Source organism: uncultured Kordia sp., assembly GCF_947489565.1.
In the GTDB taxonomy this organism is placed as follows: Bacteria; Bacteroidota; Bacteroidia; order Flavobacteriales; family Flavobacteriaceae; genus Kordia.
The window spans coordinates 141,712-156,289 of sequence record NZ_CANLEA010000011.1; the positions used below are offsets into that span (position 1 = coordinate 141,712).

A 14,578-nucleotide genomic window follows, 5' to 3' on the forward strand; every position below is an offset into this window, starting at 1 on the left:
ATATTAATTGGGTTCTTTTTTTAAAGAATCAGGTTTGGTTGTATTGCACTGATGTTCAAATACACCTTACACTGATTTGTCAATTATTAACATGGCAAAGTTGCATCATATATGAAGAGATTTATATGACGTGTGGTAAGAAAAACGCTTGATCTGTATCAAGAAGTAAAATTGATTTGAATCAACTTTTTAGCTATGAACGCGAACGGATTCTACTTAATGACTCTGGAGAAATTCCTAAATACGATGCTAAGACATACTGCGGAATTCTATTTGCAATTTCAGGATATTTAGTAACATATTCCCAATAGCGTTCTTCTGAAGTTTTACTAATATTAGAAACAATTCTTTGATGAGCATAGGAGAACGCTTTTTCCGTGATGTATCTAAAATATTGACATATCGGATGTATTTTAGAACAGATTTCTTCAACATCTTCATATTTCATTTGCAGGATGATAGAATCTTCAAGTGCTTCCGCAAAATATTTTGCAGGAGTTCTATGTACATAACTATAAAAGTCTGAAAAAAACCAATCTTCAATACCAATAATTATCGTATGCTCTTTTCCAAGATCATCCAAATAAAAAACTCTGACTGAACCTTTTACTATATAGTTTTGATATTCTGATACAAATCCAGGTTGAATCACAAATTGCCTTTTCTTTATTCTTGTCGTTTTTAATATTGAAGTAAACTGCGTTATTTCATCATCTGTTAACTCAACATATCTGGCTATGTTATTCAATATTCCTTTGTATTTGCTCATCGATTTATTTTTTTGATTTTGCCAATAATATGTTAGTGTGTGATTTTAGCAACTAATTTAGCAAATACTAACCGAATAAAAATAATCTTTCATTCAATCAACTAAAAAACTAAATTGCGTCTCCAAAAATAATCTTTCAATACAAATTTTATGACGCAACTTCAATACATACAATCACAGCTTTCATTGCCAGAAAAAAGTATTTTGAAAACGATTGAATTACTAAATGAAGATTGTACCATTCCTTTCATCTCTCGCTATCGAAAAGAAATGACAGGAAACTTGGATGAAGTGCAAATAGGGCAAATTGTAAAACTAAAAACGGCTTTCGAAGAGCTAGAAAAACGAAGAGAAGCAATTCTAAAAGCAATTACAGAACAAGATGCGCTAACGCCACAATTACAAGAAAAAATTGCACAAGCTAAAACCTTGACAGCGTTGGAAGATTTGTATTTACCGTTCAAGAAAAAACGCAAAACCAAAGCGTCAATTGCCAAAGAAAACGGATTGGAACCGTTGGCTAAAATCATCATGAAGCAGCAACATGAAGACGTTGCATACGCCGCACAGCGATTTGTAAAAGGAGAAGTTGCTTCGGTAGAAAAAGCGATTGAAGGTGCGCGACATATTATGGCGGAATGGATTAACGAAAACGAATATGTTAGAAACAAAATAAGACGTCTCTATCAACGAAAAGCTACCATAACGACCAAAGTTGTCAAAACAAAAAAAGACGACGATACAGCGCAGAAATACAAGCAATATTTTGATTGGAGCGAATCGCTTCACAGAGCACCTTCGCACAGATTGCTTGCCATGATGCGCGCCGAAAAAGAAGGATTCATCAAACTTAAAGTTGCCGTTGACAAAGAAGAAGCATTAGATAGTATTGACGGTTTAATCATTAAAACGAATATTGATTCTTGTACCGATCAGGTTTTTATTGCAATTGAAGATGCCTACAAACGTTTATTATCGCCCGCAATTGTCAATGAAGTCATGAATGATGTAAAAGCGAAGGCTGACACGACTGCGATTTCAGTTTTTGCCGATAACTTAAAGCAATTATTATTAGGAGCTCCTTTAGGACAAAAACGTGTATTGGCGATTGATCCAGGATTTAAATCAGGATGTAAAGTGGTGTGTTTGGATGAAAAAGGCGATTTATTACATAATGAAAATATATATCCGCATCCGCCGCAGCGAAAAACTTCAGAAGCAGGAAAAAAAATACGTTCGTTGGTGAATGCTTATAAAATTCAAGCGATTGCTATCGGAAATGGAACGGCTTCGCGTGAAACAGAATTCTTTGTAAAAAAGATTCAATTTGATCGCGATTTGCAAGTTTTTATTGTGAATGAAGCTGGCGCATCAGTGTATTCTGCGTCTAAAATTGCACGTGCCGAGTTTCCAAATTATGATGTTACGGTTCGTGGAGCCGTTTCTATTGGAAGACGACTCAAAGACCCATTGGCAGAATTGGTAAAAATTGACCCGAAAGCGATTGGTGTGGGACAATATCAGCATGATGTCGATCAAACAAAACTCAAAGATGAACTCGATACGGTTGTAATGAGTTGTGTAAACGCTGTTGGCGTGAATGTAAATACCGCAAGTAGCGCTTTGTTGAGTTATGTATCTGGAATTGGTGTGAATTTGGCAGAAAATGTCGTGAAATTCAGAACCGAAAACGGAAAAATTGATTCGCGTAATAGCTTGAAAAAAGTACCGCGATTAGGTCCAAAAGCGTTTCAGCAAGCTGCTGCATTCTTGCGAATTACAGATGCCAAACATCCATTAGACAATTCGACAGTGCATCCAGAAAGTTATCATATTGTAGAAAAAATGGCGAAAGATGCTAAGATTTCTGTCGATGAATTAATTGGAAACAAAGCTATTTTAAGCAATATAAAACTTCAAAACTATTGCACAGAAACCATTGGTTTGCCAACCTTAAACGATATTATCAAAGAATTGGAAAAACCTGGAGTAGATCCGCGAAAAGCAGCCAAACTCTTTGAATTTGATCCAAATGTAAAAACCATTTCCGATGTAAAAGTAGGCATGTCGTTGCCGGGAATTGTCAACAATATTACCAATTTTGGGTGTTTTGTCGATATCGGAATCAAAGAAAGTGGTTTGGTGCACATTTCAAAATTGGCGAACGAATTTATCAGCGATGTCAATGCCGTTGTCAAACTACACCAACATGTCACAGTTACTGTTGTTGAGGTAGACGAAGCACGCAAACGAATTCAATTGTCTATGATTGATTAGATTGTGTATCGCATAAAGCGGAGTTGAAAACGTAACCATGAATGCTTTTTTGAATATATGAAAGCAATTCCCTACGATTGATTACCTTAGCTACCGATCAAAAAAATAAAGATGAAACGGCTGTTTATTTTAAGTTGTCTACTATTTTTTTTAACGAGCACTCATACTTTGGGAAATACCACTGTGGGTTTTTTTCAAGATCAAGAAGGTACTTCTGAACTAAAGAAGTTGCCCAAACGTTTGCATGAAATTACCACTCAAAACGACGAAGCAAAGTTATTAATAGCTGATGCTTACGAATTTCGCAAAAAGGAATTATTTTCAGACGCCATAGAAACCTTATTGGAAGCTATTTTATTATTAAAAGAAGAAAATAATGATTTAGATTTAGGCTATTGTTACAATGAAATAGGAGAGATTTATGAAAGTATAAATGATGAAAAAAGTGCGCTAGATTATTATTCACTATCTGAATTTATTTATAAGAAAACAGAAAAAGTCACACTCACAAAAATTATCAACCTTACCAACTTAGGTGCTATTTATTCGATATATTCTCGTTTCCCAAAGGCGTTACAGCGACTTTCTAAAGCACAAACATATGCACTGCCATTTCCCGACAAACGTGCTTTATTACAAGTGTACACAAATATGTCGCAGCTCTTTATCATCAAAAAAGAGTTTGAAAGTGCTATGAAGTACATGGAAGAAGGACTCAAAGTTGTAGAAACAGATGGTAATTTTAGCGAAACTAACATTAGAGGAAATCGGATCAATATGGTATCTGCGTATTTGCAGTTTGAAGAAACTGAAAAGGCAGAAGCTTTATTAAAAACGGTTGATGAAAACATTGACTATTACGATCATTTGATACGTATTTATTACAATTGGGCGTGTATTTATGTGAATAAGAAACAGTACACGAAAGCACTTTCATATGTAAAAAAGGCAAGAGAAACTTTAAAAGATGAATCGAGTTCTTATCATGTGGCGTTAAACATGATAGAAGCTGATATATACTTGAAATTGGGAGATCATAAGAAAGCCATCTCAATTTTAGAAAACACGTTGGATGATGTATTGCGTTTCAAACGTTTGGGACATCAAAAAATCATGTTTTCACTGCTTGCAAAAGCCTATGAAGAAATAGGTAATCATAAAAAATCGAATGAAGCTTTAGCAGAATATATTGCCATAAACGATAGTATCTACGAATTGGGAAAAGCGAGTGAAGCCTTTTTTTTAAAAGCCGATTTTGATGCCGAAAAAGCAACGTTTGCACTCGAAAAGAAAGAAGAAGAACTTGCATATATGGAGGAAAAAAGCAATATGCGTTCGCTCTACAATACAATTTTAGGAATTAGTTTTATCTTATTATTACTACTGCTAATCCTCGTATTTAAAAAACAACGAAAACTACTTCGGTCAGAACGCAAAACACAACTATTAGAAAAAGAAGCGTTGCAACAAACGATTGAGTTTCAGAATAAACAAGTCATTGATTTTTCTCTACACATCAAAGAAAAGAACAAACTCCTACAAAACATAAAGAAAAAAATACTTAAAATCTACAAACAAGATGCAAACAACAAACCTTTATTGTCCAATGTATTAAGTTCAATCAATGAAGATATTCGGAAGAATGAATCTCAAATTGAATTGTATACCAAAGTACAAGAAAATAATGGCGACTTTCTAGAGAACCTGAGCAAGTTATATCCTGACTTAACAGTGAAAGAAAAAGAAATTATACTCATGTTACGTTTAGATGCATCTTCCAAACAAATTGCGACGCGCTTACAACTTTCTATCAATAGTGTTGATACGTATCGATCTAAAATTCGAAACAAAATAAATGTACCAAAGAAGCAAAAACTAAGCGAGTACATTAAAGAAATTTAAAATCGGTTTTTAAAATTTAAATGTATGAAAATCATCATTTTAAAAATTTAATTTCAAGAACAAATCAAGGTGTATTTTAGTTTTTGTCAAGGCTAAATATTGGTATTGCTGTACAAAGCAACTTTATATTTGAACCAAACAAAAACTAACAATTTATGAAACCAAAATTTACAAAAACCAGATTTTCTAATTCCGTAAAAGTACTATCTATTTTCATGTTAATGCTGTGTAGCTTCACTTCAGTTACAGCACAAACAAATTGTGATAGTTTTGATCAAAACCTTAGCTTTTCATCACGCATTGACGACTGTGGACGCAATGGAGTTGTAAATATTGCTATTGTTGACGGACAAGCACCATTTAACTTTACAATTGATGATGTAAACTCTAGCTTAACAGCAGCGACTACTACAAACTCAAGATCATTAAACATTGGATTGCCTCCAGGAACCTATAGAACAACCATTGTGGATGCAAATGGTTGTGAATCTAGCAAAGTATTTAACATTTATGCAAGAAACTTTGTAGTAAGACAATTAGACTGTAACACAAACGGATTGCGCCAAGTGCAATTTGCAAACAATAGTAGCAGTTTTTTACCTGTAACAGTTCAAATAGGTTCAGCAAACTTTACATTATCAAGAGGAACATCAACTACATTTAATGTAGCTGCAGGAACATATACTGCCACAGTATCAAGGCCAGGTTGTGCGCCATACACTGTACGTTTTACGGTAGCAGCATGCGAAGCAGCAAGAAGCGCAACAACGCAGCAACCAATAGCAAAACGTACTATTACCATTGATGAAGCAGCTACTCTTACGGCTATTGATGTAAAACTATATCCAAATCCTTCTGTAAATGAATTGACAATAGATTTAGGAAAAGACAAAGCTACCAGTGCAATTTTATACAATAGCAAAGGAATGGTAGTAAAAGAAGAAATATTGAATACTGAGAAAACAACAGTAGATACTTCAAAGCTACAAACAGGAGTTTACTTTGTACACTTATTAGATGAAAATGGAGCGGTTATTTTGCGTGAAAAAATCATTAAAAATTAATTCAATTTTTCATTGAGTTAGGTCTAGATTGATTAGCAATTAACTATGAAAGTGTCGTTTTTCTCTAAGGAACGGCACTTTTTTTATTAGGCAACACCGTTAATACGCACATTATAAATTTCTTTTGTTGCCAAATTAATTTTTAGGTTGTAATAACAATTTCCTCCATCGGCTACTTGGTATCTTTTTGTTTTCCACCAAGAACCTTCTAAGTGAGCTGCACAGAAAAAATTAATCCAGACTTCTTTTTCGCCTTTTTCATTAATTACAGGCAAATATTGACGTTTAAAACCTTTGGTTTCTAATTCCAAACCAGACTTTCCATAAGGATCTTCCTTATTATATTGAATACGTGATTCCGCTAGTTTTGCATTGTGTTCAATTCTCATTTGTTGGAATAATTCCTCTATAAGAATCAACTCTTTATCTGAAAGCGTTGTTTCTGTTGCATTCTCAAAAAGATACGGACGATTTTCACTAAACGGTAATATCGTATATTCAGTTTTAGCTAACATAAAATCTTTAACGACAATACATTTCTTTTTACAAGAAAGAAGAAATAATGATACACAAAATAACAGGAAATATTTTTTCATAAGCTTCAATATATAGACGTCAAATAAACAACGCCGAAAACAGCTTCTAAATTACAAAAAATGTCACCTTTTAAATTTCTACAGGTTATATGGACAGGAAGAAGTCAAAAATGGTTTCTAAAAACCACCAAAAACTAATTAACCATGAAAAAAAGAAATTTAAAATCACTGAAGCTTAACAAAAGGGTTATTTCTGATGTAACTACACTTCAAATCGAAGGAGGTTTGCCTCCATCTGATCGTGCGTGTCCATCTCAAATTACATGTAATTCCTGTTTACGAACTACTTGTTGTGAGTTTCCACCTGTAGGAAATTCGCCATCACCAGCAAGTCCAAGCGCACCTGCAAACGGATAAACATAATTTTGGTTAGAATTTAAAAGGCTAGTAAGCTTTAATTTGTTAGTCTTTTGTTTTCCTGAAGAATGTATCAATGCCTTATAAGATACATTCTTCTTAAGAAAAGACTTTTTAGCAACTAATTTTTTCGTTGTTAATTGTTTGAAATTTAATATTCTACTAAAGTGAATGCTGTTTTTATAATACAACCAATTACCTAACGTACTTTTTCATACAGACTATTCTTTAAGTAATGAAGTAATATCTTTTTCCATTCCCATCATATAATGTCCGCCCGTACTGACAAAATAGATTCGGTTTTCTTCTCGAAACAAATCGTGTGGTGCTTTGCCAATATATGTCCATAAACCTCGGTATTTCTTTAATTTTTCCAGCAGATTTAGTGCGTTTTGAGCACTTTCAGGAGTTTTAAAAATATATTCTTCTACGGTGACTCTAGGATACAAATTTGTAGTTTGTGGCATTGGCTTTGTTCCTTTTAAAAATGACGTTGACATTTGATGCATTTCCTTTTCAAAAATGGTAAAATCTATATCCTTATAAACAGTATCTCGTAATTTTATCAAACGTTTCAAACCTCCTAAAAGAATGGTTTTTTTAGCAACTACCGTATCTAAACTTTTCAGTTGATAGTTGTATTTCAAAGTCGCTAATTGCGTTACTTTTTCTTTTAGTTTTGAAGTTAAATCTATCTGTTTTTCAGTGTCACTTTCGTGAGAATTGACGCTTGGCGAAATTGTGTCTTTTACAACTTTTGGTTGTGGTTTTTTGGTAGGAATTGTGGTTGCTTTTTCTTTACAAGCAACAAAAAATCCTAAAAAAAGAACCAATAAAAAAGCAAAGTATGTTTTCATGTTATCAATGTACAACAAAATGAATTACCTTTTTTGTAGACCTTCAAGTTTCTTTTTGTGATAGTTAGAACCACTTATGGTATACGCTATCCGCACATATTTGATGGCATTTTTAATATCGCCTTGCGAAATATAATAATCTGACATAGAATCATATCCATTTGCATTTTTAGGATAAGCTTCTATAAGCATGCTAAGCACTGTAAACGACTTTTTTGGGTCATTATTCATAAACGCATATCCTAAATTATTGAGCAAATCTTCTTCAGGATGTACTTTGTAACCCATTCGTTTGGAAAGGGTATTATAACGCTCATTAAAAGCATTTTCGACAGCTTCAACGGAAGCCTGAGGATTTCTTAACACATCTATAAATTGCCCACTCATTTTATACCAAGAATACAAATAATTCATTCCATCATAGATAGAAATTAACGGAACAGTTCCGTGGTTTTCATTTTCATAAAATTGATAGGCAAACTCCAACGTGCTTGAAGGTATTTCGGAAGCAATTTTAGAAAATCTATGTATTGCGCGAAAAGGCTCTGTTCTCTGTGTAGCGTCTTTTACAAGTACATTGATGTCTTTTTCGGTATCTGGCGGAAACGGATTTGCCATAGAAATAAACAACGATTTGCCACTGTATTTTTTATCAGACAAACGTTCGGCTAGTTGTGTATTTAAAACTTCATTATCCCACCATAAACTAGGATCAATTGCCATATAATTGGAAAACAATTCAGAATGATTTAAAAGTGTATTCACCACAAATAATCCTGCAAATGAATGTCCCACAAGTATTCTATGACTTGTCGTTGGATACTTTTTATCGATATATGGAATTAATTCGTTTGCAATAAAATCAGTAAATCTTTCTCCGCCACCAGAATCTTTTACCCAATCAGATGCGCCATTAGCTTCTGTTACTTTTGTTGGTGTTAAATCACGGACTCTGTGCTGAGAATTTTCAATACCAACAACAATCATTTCAGGAATAATGTCTGGTGTTAATTGGTTCAGTACGGCGCAAATAGATAAAAAATGTACGCTGCCATCTAACACATATACAACAGGATATTTTTTCGGATGATTTGTAATTGCTTTAGCACTTTCGGGAATTTGAATCCAGACTTGCCTATTTTCTGCAAGAACTTTTGAATAGATAATATCTTTAGTTCCGAGTTGAAATAAATTATTTTGATTGGATTGCGCAGCTGTATAAAAAAAACTTGTGCTTACAAGTATACAGATGATCAACGTATGGATGCTTTTTTTCATAATAAAGATTGGTAGTGTTTGTAATAGTTTCGCACAAACAATACCAAAATTAAATTATTTTTTCACAGGAAATACATGTTGTAAAAAATTAAAAACCAATTCAAAATGTTTTAGTGGCGCTGCATGCGAACCTACAATAGCAATATGTTCTTTATCATATTTGAACTGAAAACGATCCAGTCGTTTCATAATTTTGTTGCACATAGGTGTTGTAGGTGCAATTTCGTCTTCGGTGGCAGAAATTAGTAAAATAGGCGCTTGTATTTTTTCAACGGTAATCAAGGCTTTTTTTTCTGCTTCTTTGTCTTGTAGCATGGCGTTAAAAGCACCGCGTAAATCGCGCTTCATGATAAAAGGTACAGCAGCTTCATTTACAGGAATAAAAGGCAATTCAGTTTTATTATACGTCCAAGATGAGGTGGAAAAATGTTGTGTGTTTCCTGGAAATACAGCATGACTTGGAACAATTCCGACAACACAATCAATTTCATCATAATAACTAGCGAGCAACAAAGCCAAATCGCCACCACGAGAACCGCCAACAATCGCAATTCGCTCAGTATGTACGAGAGGATGTTCTGTAGCTTTCACAATAGCATTGTAAATATCTTCAATGGCAATTTTCTCTAAAACTTTGGGTGTTCCTTTTGCATTAAAATAGCCAATGGCTAAAAACGCATATCCTTTTGCAAGAAATTGATCTCTCGTTTTTTTCCAATAATCAGAGGTCCAAGCATTTCCGCCTTCCGAACCGCCAAGTCCAACCACTAAAGGTTGATTGTTGCCGTTTCCAACATATAAAACTGCTTCTGTATTTTTAGTGGAAAGAGTTTCTTGTGCGTAACTTTTTGTAGCAACAAAAAACAGTAATAGAAAAAATATGAATGGTACTTTTTTGAATAAAATCATAGTTGTTTGCTTTTAGACAAAGTAACTGTATCATACATTCAAAACATTTGACATAAATCAAATAATCATTTTTCAGCGCGAATTCTACTCAAAGTTTCCTGCGTAATTCCAATATAAGAAGCGACCATTCCTAGTGGAATGCGATGGTAAATATCGTGGTAAGTTTCACAAAAATGGGCGTATTTTTCTTTGGCAGAAGCAAAACGCATCGAAGTAATTCGTTCCATCAAATGCCCAAAAATAGTTCCCATAGAAAGTCTAGAATAACGTTCCATCTCAGGAAAATGATCAAACAAATATACCAAATCGTTTACGTGCAATGAAAAAGCTTCGGTGGTTTCAATGGCGTCAATATAATAGATGTCTTTTTTGCGTTGCATAAAACTTCTGGGAGAATTTATCCATTCATTTGTACTGCAAAAATATTCACTCACTTCTTTGCCATCTTTTAAAAAATACGTGCGCAAAATTCCTTTTCGGATAAAATAACTTTTGGTGGAAATTTGATCCGCATCTAATACAAGTTCCCCTTTTTTAAATGTAACGACGTGCAATTTATCTTTCAATTCAGCTTTAAGCTTATCGGAAAGTTTAATGTATTGCTCAAAATGTTCAAATATGTTTTCGGTCGTTTCGATAGGAAATGGTTTATGTGTTTTTTTTGATATCAGTAGTAAAATATGCAAAAACTATATACTAATCAGTCTTGTCAATATTGAGTTTTTCATAAATGACTTGCCGCTGAAAACGTTTCTCGCTTTGATACACAATAACACAAAACAAAATATACAGTATCATAAAAACAGCAACAATACCTGTATACAACCAAAAACGTTCGTTTTCATATAAATAAAAAAGCTTCCAAGAAAAAAAGCCAAACAATAGCACAAATATTCCTGAGAAAAATACTTTTCCATATATATTGGGCTTTGCTTTAATATTGATCAAGTGATGTTGACTGTTAAATGTAAAAATGAAAACAGCATACAAACTCGCAGTCCAACTATTCTGTTGCCAAAGTCGAACTTCTCTTTCAGTGCTACTTCCATGTAGTTTTTTATTCTTAAAAAGAAAACACAAAAAATGCGCCCGAAATGTATCGGGTTTTTCAATGACAATGAGTTGAGCAACTTCTTTTTGGGTAATTTCCATAGGTTGAATTTCTTCTTCTAAAAAAGTGAAAGTATATTATTTTAACTGAAAACTCTTAAAAACTGTATTTGCAGTACTGATATAGTTATCATATTGATCCTCTTCACAAGTAAGTGTAAGTACAAAGGCTTTATTATCTATAACATAATAATGCTGTGCAAATTTTAACTTATAACCATTTTGTTCTCCAAGATAAACAACGCGATGATAGGGATTTGAGCCGCTGGTAACTCGTTTACTTTCAATAATTTTTCCGTTTTGAATCACCGTTTTTATTTGTTCCTCAGAGATTTCAGTATACGAATCAAGATCCATATTATAACCTGTCAAATCTTGAATCAATACGTTTATATTTTCTGTAAAAATATCATCCGCTGAACTTAGTTGACTGTATATAATCAAATCTGCTCCAATACTTCCAGAAGTATCAATTTTCCAATCACTAGGATACTGTATTGAATATGCGTCTCGAGTTATTGATTTCCATGAGTCTTGTGCATAAATGCTGAAACTAGTGCACACAAACAATATAAGTAGCGTTATTTTTTTCATAATAAAATTGGAATCTTCGTTATAAATCTAAAGCTAGTTCTTTTCTGGTCTAAAAACAAAAAATCCACACTGCTACAGTGTGGATTTTTGTATCTTTTATATCTAAAAAGGAAATTATTCTTTTTCTACTTTCTTAGTTTCGTCTTCACCTTTACTTGCATCCTTAAATTCTCTAATTCCGCTTCCTAAACCGCGCATTAATTCTGGAATCTTTCTTCCTCCAAACAAAAGTAATACAACAACTACAATTAAGATAATCGAAGTTCCTCCTGGGATAGCTAAAAACATATTTAATGACATCATAATGTTTGTTATTTAAGTTACAAAGGTAAAAATAAATAGATACTTAGCATTAAAGAAGCATAAAAAAAACACTTCAATACAATTTATTCCTAATATTTTTCTTTTAAGTTTGTAACGCAGAAAATAATCATGGCAAAAGAAAATCGAAAAAAACGACAACTCAAAAAGAAGCTTTTGCACAAGTATCGTTTGGTTATTCTCAATGAAGATACTTTTGAAGAGCGTATTTCTTTTAAACTCACACGCTTAAATGTATTTGTATTAGTTACATTTTCTGCTATCATGCTCATTGTATTAACCACTTTTTTAATTGCGTTTACTTCCTTGCGGGAATATATTCCGGGATATTCGTCTACGGCATTAAAGCAAAAAGCGATTCATTTGAATGAAAAAATTGATTCCTTAGAACAAATTGCACGTAGAGATTCTATTTACTTAAAATCGATTCGTGATGTCCTTACGGGAGAAGTGAAAAGCAAAAGCATAAATAAAGATTCCTTATTTAAGTCGTTTGAAGCAGATCCTGATCAGGTAAGCTTAGCGCCAAACAAGCAAGATTCTTTATTGCGTGAAGAAGTAGCACAGGAAGACAAATACAATTTGTTTGAAACAGCGACATCCAAAGTCAATTTTAAATTGTTTCCGCCTGTAAAAGGAGAAGTATCTCAAAAATACAACGCCAAAGAAAAACATTTTGCAGTAGATGTGGTAGTGCCCAAAGATACGCCTGTAAAAGCAACTGCTGACGGAATGGTTATTTTTGCCGAATGGACTGCCGAAACAGGATATGTAATTATCATTGAACATTCAAACAATTTGATATCGGTTTACAAGCATAATGCGTCCTTAACCAAACAACAAGGTGATTTGGTACGCGTAGGAGAAGTGGTTGCCAAAGTAGGAAATACAGGAGAATTAACCACAGGACCACATTTACATTTTGAACTCTGGAGCGAAGGATATTCCATTGATCCAGAATCATTTATAGATTTTAAACCCTAAAGTCAATACAAAATATACATCTGATTTTAATTTAAGAAAGGAAACACACAGATGAAATCAATCAAAGCCATTTTAGCAAAACCTTTTGCAAAGCACATTCGAAAAAAAGTGTCAAAATGGGCAAATAATCCAATAGAAACGCAAGAAAAAGTCTTTAAAAAACTCATTAAAGAAGCAGCGAATACTGAATTTGGGAAAGATCACGATTTTAAAAACATTCAGTCACATGATGATTTTGTAAAACGTGTTCCCATTCGCGATTACGAAGCGTTACGATCGTATGTAGATAGAGTTGTCGCAGGAGAAAAAGATATTCTTTGGAAAGGAAAACCGGTATATTTTGCCAAAACTTCAGGAACCACTTCTGGTGCCAAGTACATTCCCATTACCAAAGAATCGATGCCAACACATGTAGAAGCTGCTCGAAATGCCATCTTGCTTTATATTGCTGAAACTGGAAATGCAGACTTTGTAGACGGAAAAATGATCTTTTTGCAAGGAAGTCCTGTATTGCAAGAAAAAAACGGTGTAAAACTCGGAAGACTTTCCGGAATTGTTGCGCATTATGTACCAGGCTATCTTCAAAAAAACAGAATGCCAAGCTGGGAAACCAATTGCATCGAAGATTGGGAAACCAAAGTAGAAGCCATTGTCGATGAAACCTTGGACGAAAAAATGGCAATTATCAGCGGAATTCCTTCGTGGGTTCAAATGTATTTTGAGCGAATAGAAGAACGAACTGGCAAAAAAATAGGCGAAGTTTTCCCAGATTTCAATCTCTTTATTTTTGGCGGAGTCAACTTTGAGCCGTATCGCAATAAGTTTGAAAATCTAATTGGAAGAAAAGTAGATAGCATCGAATTATATCCTGCTAGTGAAGGGTTTTTTGCCTTTCAAGACGAGCAAAATGACAAAGGAATGTTGTTGCAACTGAATTCGGGTATCTTTTATGAATTCGTCAAAGCAGACAATTTTTTTGATGAAAATCCGACGCGAATCACCATAAAAGATGTAGAAGTAGGTGTAAATTATGTCATGATTATCTCTACCAATGCAGGACTGTGGAGTTATAATATTGGCGATACTGTGGAGTTTACTTCTGTAAAACCTTATAAAGTTATTGTTTCTGGACGTATCAAACATTTTATTTCGGCTTTTGGCGAACATGTCATCGGAAAAGAAGTGGAACAAGCACTCAACGATGCTTTGCAAGATGCTGGCGCAAGCATCAATGAATTTACAGTCGCACCGCAAATCAATCCAGCAGTAGGTTTACCTTATCATGAATGGTTTATTGAATTTGAAAAAGCGCCAGAAAACATAGAAAAATTTGCAGCAACTATTGATGCTTCATTGCAGCAACAAAACAGTTATTATTTTGATTTAATAGAAGGGAAAGTTTTAAAACGATTACAAATTACCCAAATTCAAAAAGACGGCTTTCAAAACTATATGAAATCGATAGGAAAATTGGGTGGACAAAATAAAATTCCTAGATTGTCAAACGATAGAAAAATCGCTGAAATACTAACGAATCATAAAAAAGCTTAGAAATATCAA

General features: G+C 33.7%; 15 protein-coding genes. 6 read left to right on the top strand and 9 right to left on the bottom strand.

What is annotated here, in order from left to right:
* Positions 1–193: 193 nt before the first annotated feature.
* Complete coding sequence (locus Q0845_RS16075) at positions 194–769, bottom strand: Crp/Fnr family transcriptional regulator (protein WP_298515301.1); 576 nt, start codon at positions 767–769, stop codon at positions 194–196.
* A gap of 150 nt (positions 770–919) precedes the next feature.
* On the opposite strand from Q0845_RS16075, the gene Q0845_RS16080 reads away from it, so the two are divergent.
* The 3 genes from Q0845_RS16080 (at position 920) to Q0845_RS16090 (ending at position 6,012) form a co-directional block, all read left to right on the top strand.
* Positions 920–3,046 carry a Tex family protein gene (locus Q0845_RS16080; protein ID WP_298515304.1) on the top strand — a complete coding sequence of 709 codons (2,127 nt, stop codon included), beginning with the start codon at positions 920–922 and terminating at the stop codon, positions 3,044–3,046.
* Positions 3,047–3,214: 168 nt separating this feature from the next.
* A complete protein-coding gene (locus Q0845_RS16085) occupies positions 3,215–4,948 on the top strand; it encodes a LuxR C-terminal-related transcriptional regulator (RefSeq protein ID WP_298515306.1) in 1,734 nt (577 codons plus the stop codon).
* A 155-nt stretch (positions 4,949–5,103) separates the two neighbouring features.
* Positions 5,104–6,012 (top strand): T9SS type A sorting domain-containing protein, encoded by a 909-nt coding sequence (locus Q0845_RS16090; protein ID WP_298515308.1) that lies wholly within the window; start codon positions 5,104–5,106, stop codon positions 6,010–6,012.
* A gap of 86 nt (positions 6,013–6,098) precedes the next feature.
* Here Q0845_RS16090 and Q0845_RS16095 read toward each other — a convergent pair whose 3' ends face one another.
* Complete coding sequence (locus Q0845_RS16095; RefSeq protein WP_298515310.1) at positions 6,099–6,527, bottom strand: hypothetical protein; 429 nt, start codon at positions 6,525–6,527, stop codon at positions 6,099–6,101.
* A gap of 225 nt (positions 6,528–6,752) precedes the next feature.
* Between Q0845_RS16095 and Q0845_RS16100 the strand changes: the two genes are divergently transcribed.
* A complete protein-coding gene (locus Q0845_RS16100) occupies positions 6,753–6,965 on the top strand; it encodes a hypothetical protein (protein ID WP_298515313.1) in 213 nt (70 codons plus the stop codon).
* A gap of 221 nt (positions 6,966–7,186) precedes the next feature.
* Here the strand turns inward: Q0845_RS16100 and Q0845_RS16105 are convergent, their stop codons facing one another.
* The 7 genes from Q0845_RS16105 to tatA all read right to left on the bottom strand — a co-directional run bounded on the left by Q0845_RS16105 (position 7,187) and on the right by tatA (position 12,016).
* A complete protein-coding gene (locus tag Q0845_RS16105; protein WP_298515315.1) occupies positions 7,187–7,822 on the bottom strand; it encodes a hypothetical protein in 636 nt (211 codons plus the stop codon).
* Between the two features lie 24 nt (positions 7,823–7,846).
* Positions 7,847–9,100, bottom strand: a complete 1,254-nt coding sequence (locus tag Q0845_RS16110; protein ID WP_298515318.1) for an alpha/beta hydrolase-fold protein — start codon at positions 9,098–9,100, stop codon at positions 7,847–7,849.
* Between the two features lie 54 nt (positions 9,101–9,154).
* Complete coding sequence (locus tag Q0845_RS16115; RefSeq protein WP_298515320.1) at positions 9,155–10,009, bottom strand: acyl-CoA thioester hydrolase/BAAT C-terminal domain-containing protein; 855 nt, start codon at positions 10,007–10,009, stop codon at positions 9,155–9,157.
* A 65-nt stretch (positions 10,010–10,074) separates the two neighbouring features.
* Positions 10,075–10,695: a Crp/Fnr family transcriptional regulator gene (locus Q0845_RS16120; RefSeq protein ID WP_298515322.1), complete on the bottom strand. Its 621-nt coding sequence runs from the start codon at positions 10,693–10,695 to the stop codon at positions 10,075–10,077.
* A 10-nt stretch (positions 10,696–10,705) separates the two neighbouring features.
* Positions 10,706–11,161 (bottom strand): hypothetical protein, encoded by a 456-nt coding sequence (locus Q0845_RS16125; RefSeq protein ID WP_298515324.1) that lies wholly within the window; start codon positions 11,159–11,161, stop codon positions 10,706–10,708.
* A gap of 36 nt (positions 11,162–11,197) precedes the next feature.
* Positions 11,198–11,713, bottom strand: a complete 516-nt coding sequence (locus Q0845_RS16130) for a PsbP-related protein (RefSeq protein WP_298515326.1) — start codon at positions 11,711–11,713, stop codon at positions 11,198–11,200.
* Between the two features lie 114 nt (positions 11,714–11,827).
* On the bottom strand, positions 11,828–12,016 hold the full coding sequence (tatA, locus tag Q0845_RS16135) for a twin-arginine translocase TatA/TatE family subunit (RefSeq protein WP_298515329.1): 189 nt from the start codon (positions 12,014–12,016) through the stop codon (positions 11,828–11,830).
* Between the two features lie 129 nt (positions 12,017–12,145).
* Here tatA and Q0845_RS16140 point away from each other — a divergent pair, with 129 nt between their 5' ends.
* Both Q0845_RS16140 and Q0845_RS16145 read left to right on the top strand, forming a co-directional pair.
* Complete coding sequence (locus tag Q0845_RS16140; RefSeq protein WP_298515331.1) at positions 12,146–13,018, top strand: M23 family metallopeptidase; 873 nt, start codon at positions 12,146–12,148, stop codon at positions 13,016–13,018.
* Positions 13,019–13,069: 51 nt separating this feature from the next.
* Positions 13,070–14,569, top strand: coding sequence for a GH3 auxin-responsive promoter family protein (locus Q0845_RS16145; RefSeq protein WP_298515333.1), 1,500 nt, complete (start codon positions 13,070–13,072; stop codon positions 14,567–14,569).
* Positions 14,570–14,578: the final 9 nt, after the last annotated feature.